Raw genomic sequence first — 5,476 nt, 5'->3', positions numbered from 1 at the left:
GGCCGACCTTGACGCCATCGCACCCGCCATCACCCGGGACCGCGTGGCGGGCGCCGTCACCGCCCGTCTCGATCCGGTGGGCGACCGGGTCGGCGAGGAGGGCGCGGGCGTGGCCCTCGGGCCGATCGACGACGCCGTGGGCCGCGACCTCGACACGGTCTGCGTGGTGGGGATGGCCGAGGGGCTGCTGCCCGTCCTCCACGCGCCCGACCCGCTGCTGCTCGAGGGATCCGTCGAGCCCCCGTCGGCCGAGGTGCTCGACGAGCGCTACCGCGTCCTCCAGCTCGCGCTGGCCGCCGGCTCCGAGCGCCGGCTGTGCTCGTTCCCCCGCGGTTCGATGCGCGGCGGTGGGGACCGGATCCCGTCCCGCTGGCTGCTCCCCACGCTCTCCCGGCTCGTCGGCTCGCCCGTCCACGCCACCCGCTGGCAGGAGGACGTGGCCGGGTGCGCTGCCGTGATCGGCGTGTCCTCGTTCGTCGACGGGGTCCTGGCCCCGCCCGTGGCCCTGGGGACCGACCCGGCCACCCGGACGGAACTACGGCTTCGCGACCTCGCCGCCGGCGGGTGGCGCACGCGCCCCGACGCCCCCGCGCTGCTCGTGGCCGCCCACGAGATGCGCCGCGACCGCCGACAGGGCCGGTTCACCCGGTTCACGGGCGACGTGTCGTCGGCCGCCGACCTGCTCACCGTCCTCGAGCAGCCCCTCTCCCCGACCCGGCTCGAGGACTGGGCCCAGAGCCCCTACCTGTTCTTCCTCTCCACCGTCCTGCGGGTGCGCACGCTCGACGATCCGGCGGCGGACATCGAGATGGACCTGCGCGACTATGGCGATCTGGTCCACGCGATCCTCCAGCGGTACGTATCCGCCCGGATCGAGAGCGGCTCCGGGCCGGACCGGGACCTGCTCATGGCGGCCCTCCGGCACGAGTGCGAGGCCGCGATCGCCGCCTCTCCCGGCCTGGTCGCCTCCCTGTGGCGCCGACGCGAGATGATGCTCGCCGCCGAGCTCGACCGGTGGTTCGCCGAGGACAGCGCCGACTTCGACGCCGGCTGGCGGCCGGCCGCGACGGAACTCGGGTTCGGGCGGTCGGACGGCGACGGCGCGGTCGTCGAGATCCCGTTCGAGGTGTCCACGTCGACCGGCACGGCGACCGTGCTCCTGGCCGGGTCGATCGACCGACTCGACGTGCGCGCGGGCACGCAGCGCGTCACCGATTACAAGACCGGTAGGCCTCCCGAGGCGGAGGCCCGCCCGACCGTGGACGATCCCACCCTCCACGGCACCCGTTTCCAGCTGCCCCTCTACGCCGCGGCCGCCCAGTCCGCCGGGCGGGCACCGGTGAGCGGGGCCCGGTACTGGTACTGCACCGAGCGCGGGGAGTTCGAGCAGATCTCGCTCGACATCACCGAGGACGTCATGGACCGCGTCCGCGAGGACGTCGGCCACCTGATCGACGCCCTCCAGCGCGGGTGGTTCCCGCTCAAGGGCGGCCGGGGCTCCTCGCGCGATCTGGCGAACCTGCTCGGCGGCGACGAGCTGGACCGCGCATGGGAGAAGCTGTCGGGCCAGGAGCCGATCTCGTCCCACCCCGCGTTCGCGGGCCTGGTCGCCGCGGTGACCACCGAATCCGAATCGGAGACGACCTCATGAGCCAGCTCCCCGACCAGGCCGCCCGCGACCGCGTCGAAACGGACACCGCCGCCACCCTGTTCGTCGAGGCGGGGGCCGGGACCGGCAAGACGTACGCCCTCGTCCGCCGTCTCAGCACGCTCCTGCTGGACGACGCGGTGCCGATCGACCGGATCGCCGCCATCACGTTCACCGAGAAGGCGGCCGCCGAGCTGCGCGACCGGCTGCGCGTCCACCTGGTGGAACGGCGTGCGGAGGGGGACGCCCGCGCGGACGACGCCCTGGCCGGGCTCGACACGGCCGCGATCGGGACACTGCACTCCTTCGCGCTGCGCCTGCTCTCCGAGAACCCGCTCGAGGCCGGGATCCCGCCGCGGGTGACCGCCCAACAGGACACCGCCGAGGCCGCGGCCGTGGAAGCGCTGTGGCAGGAGTGCGCCACCGTCCTGTTCGGCAGCGGCCCGACGGCGGAGCGGTCCGGCAACCTGGCACGGGCCGTCGACGACATGCTCGACGCCGGCGTCGGTGCGCGGGCATTTCGTGGGGTGGTCGAGGCGCTGCACCGCGACTGGGACCGCCTGCCCACAGAACCGCTCTATGCGGGCCCCTCCGAGCTGTCCGCGTCACCGGACCTGGCCGAGGTCATTGCCGGAGTCGGATCGATCGTCGGCTGGAGGGATTCCTGTCAGGACGAGACGGACAAGCTCTACGCGGTCCTCGATGCCTACGAAGGCTGGCTGGCAGACCTTCAGCATGCTGTAGACGATCCGACCGTGACGCCGTCTTGGACGGATCTACTGGGAAGCCCGCTCAAGGCCGGCAACATCGGCAAAAGCACGAACTGGGGTGGGGCCGAGGTCGTCAAGGACATCAGGGCGGAGATCAGAGACCTCTCGTCAGTATGCGAGAAGATCCTCGTCGACCACTGGCTCCCGCGGATCACCCTCGTCCTCGACGCGTTGATCCCCGTCGTCCGCAGGCATGCCGACGAGCGGCGACGGCACGGCACGCTCCAGTTCCACGACCAGCTGGTCCTGGCGCGTGAGCTACTGCGCGATTCCGAAGTCCGTGCACGCGTTCGGGCACGTTACCTGCGGATTCTCATCGACGAGTTCCAGGACACCGACCCCATCCAGCTGGACCTGGCAGAACTGCTCACCTCCGGGCCGGGAGGATCGGGGACGGAGCCCGGGCGCCTGTTCACCGTCGGCGATCCCAAGCAGTCCATCTACCGCTTCCGTCGCGCCGACATCACCACATATCTACGCGCCCGGGGCGGATCGGCCACGGGAACCCAGGGTCCTGATGTCGAACGCCTTAGTACCAACTTCCGGTGTTCGCGCCCGGTACTCGAGTGGGTCAACGACGTATTCTCCGAAGTCCTCACGGCGGCCGACGGGATCCAACCCGAGTACCGCGCTCTCGAACCGGCGCCCGGTCGCCCACCCCACGATCCGTCGCACGGACCCCGTCCGTTCGTCTTCCGCTCAGAGGAGGTTCCCGAGCACTGCCCTCCCGAGGCGAACGAGACCACTCGTCGTCACTGGGCCGAGGCTTCAGATGTGGCGCGGGTGATCGCCACCGCCATCCGGGAAGGATGGACTCACGAGTCGAAGAACGGTGAGCACACGCCCCTTCGCCTCGGTGACATCGCGATCCTCCTGCCGTCTCGCGGAGCGCTGCCCATGCTCGAGACGTGCCTCGATCACGCCGGGATCGACTTCCGGACCGAGGCGTCCTCGATCGTCTACGGGACGCCGGAGATCCGAGATCTCCTGTTGGCCGTCCGCGCCGTGGCGAACTCCGCCGACGAGGCGTCACTCGTGGGCGCGCTGCGCTCACCCCTGTTCGGTTGCGGGGACGACGACCTGTTGCGCTGGCGTGCCGGTGGCGGCGGCTGGGTACTCACCGCGCCCGCCCCTGACGACCTCGCGTCCTCGCCGGTCGCCGAGGGCATGCGGTACCTCTCGGCCCTCGGCCGGTCCACCAGGCGGCCGGGCGAACTCCTCGAGAGGCTCGTCCACGACCGGATGGTCTTCGAGTCCGTCGCCGAGTCCCCCAGGCGGCGCGACCTGTGGCGGCGGATCCGGTTCGTGATCGAGCACGCGTGGCAGTGGGAGGAGTCCGCCTCCGATCCGGCCCGCGCCGACCTGCGGGAGTACGCCGACTGGGCGATGGCCCTGACCGCCGAGGACGCCCGCGTGCCCGAGGCCGCGATCCCCGAGATCGGCGTCGACGCGGTGCGCATCACCACCATTCACGCCTCCAAGGGTCTCGAGTACCCGATGGTCATCGTGGCCGGAATGAGTAGAGGCTGGCCCAACAGTAATGAGCGGCTCCTGTGGACCGAAGACGATCCTCCACGGCCGGCCGTCTCGTTCTCCGCCGCCGTCCGCGATCCCGCCTTCGACTCAGCTGCCGGTCTGGAAAAGCTGCATGCTCGCGCGGAACGCATCCGGCTGCTGTATGTGGCCACGACCCGCGCTGAGAGCCGCCTCGCGGTCTCCGGTCAATACGCGGCCACCCAAAAGGGCAAACCGAGAAGCGACGTATGGGCTTCTCTGCTGGGATCTGTCATCGAGGAGCCTGACGCGCCCGCGCTGGTGGAGTACGGCGAGAACCTGCTCGAGGCGGCGGCCGCGCCGGAGGTCGACGTCCCCGACGAGGCCGGGTGGACCGAGCGCACCCGCCAGATCGCGGCCCGGTCCGCCGAGCGTGCGGGCTGGTCGGCGACCCGCATCGTGCATCCCGACGCGGTGGACGCCACACCAGTAGATGAGGACGTCGAGCGCCAGCCGTCCCTCCCCCAGCAGCTGGCCGCCGCGCTGCGGGAGCGGTTCGCACCGGCCCCGGCCCGGCCGGAGGAACTGCCGCCCAGGCCGAGGTACACACCGATCGCCTCCGGGCCCGACGTTGGCACCGCCGTGCACCACCTGGCGGAGCACACCGATCTCGGTCGCCTGCTCGGACCGGCTGCCGACCCGGACTCCGCGATGGCGGACTGGGATCGGTGGGCGGCCGACCAGCTGGTCGCCCTCGGACTGGGCGGTGGCCTGCAGGGCAGCCGCAATCCCGAGGCGGTCGCCGAGATGGTCTCGGTCGCGCGCACCGCGCTGACCTCCGAGCCCGTCAGGCGAGCGGCGAGCAGGACGCACTGGGCCGAGTTGCCCGCTGCCGGAGCCCTGTCCACGGCGGACGGGGCGCGGGTGGCGGTGGACGGTGTCGTCGACCTCGTGGTGCAGGAGGACGACGGATCGCTGTCGATCATCGACTACAAGACCGACGTCGCCGTCACCACCGGCACCGTCGACGAGTACCTGCTGCAGTTGTGCGCGTACGCCGACCTCCTGGGTGGCTCCACCGGCAGGGCCGTCTCGCGGATCGAGTTGGTCTTCTGCCGAGGAACCCGGCCGACGGTCGTGGCGCGCGACCTCGGCTGAGTCGTGCGGGGCCTCGGTGGAAGTGCGGCGCCTCGCCTGGGGCGGCCGTGCGGCAGGGCCTCAGCCGAGGTTGCTCCACACCCAGCCATAGGCCGGTGGTGGGTCGGAGACAGGGCGCGCCCAGAGGGGCCGGAGAGACGCGAGTGACACCGCTGTGACGGACCTCTCCGCGTGCGGAAAACGCCGTGTACCAGCGGGGACGGGGCCGCCCGACGATCGCGCGCGAGGACGGTAGCCCGGTGCGAACGCCGGTGCGTACGGTCGAGGACATGAGCGAACGCCTGATGATCCGGGACCGCGAGGCCTTCCCGGATGAGCGCCGAGCGGAGCCCGCGCGCCCGGACGACGGGCTCGCCGGCGGCGCGAGCGGCAGGGCCGGCGCGAGTGCTGGGGACAGCGTCGGCGC

At 71.9% G+C, this 5,476-nt stretch carries 2 protein-coding genes; both read left to right on the top strand.

What is annotated here, in order from left to right; translation table 11 throughout:
- On the top strand, positions 1-1,651 hold a 1,651-nt coding region (locus G6030_RS08940; protein WP_182642894.1), incomplete at its 5' end, for a PD-(D/E)XK nuclease family protein.
- On the top strand, positions 1,648-5,070 hold the full coding sequence (locus G6030_RS08935) for a UvrD-helicase domain-containing protein (protein ID WP_063972879.1): 3,423 nt from the start codon (positions 1,648-1,650) through the stop codon (positions 5,068-5,070). The genes G6030_RS08940 and G6030_RS08935, both read left to right, overlap by 4 nt.
- Positions 5,071-5,476: the final 406 nt, after the last annotated feature.

Origin of the sequence: Dietzia sp. E1 (genome assembly GCF_014145015.1) — a bacterium.
Lineage (GTDB): Bacteria > Actinomycetota > Actinomycetes > Mycobacteriales > Mycobacteriaceae > Dietzia > Dietzia cinnamea_A.
This window is presented reverse-complemented; position numbering and strand designations above follow the sequence as displayed.

Coding starts and splice junctions, on each gene's coding strand:
- G6030_RS08935 (WP_063972879.1), top strand. CDS start 1,648: ATGAGCCAGCTCCCCGACCAGGCCGCCCGCGACCGCGTCGAAACGGAC.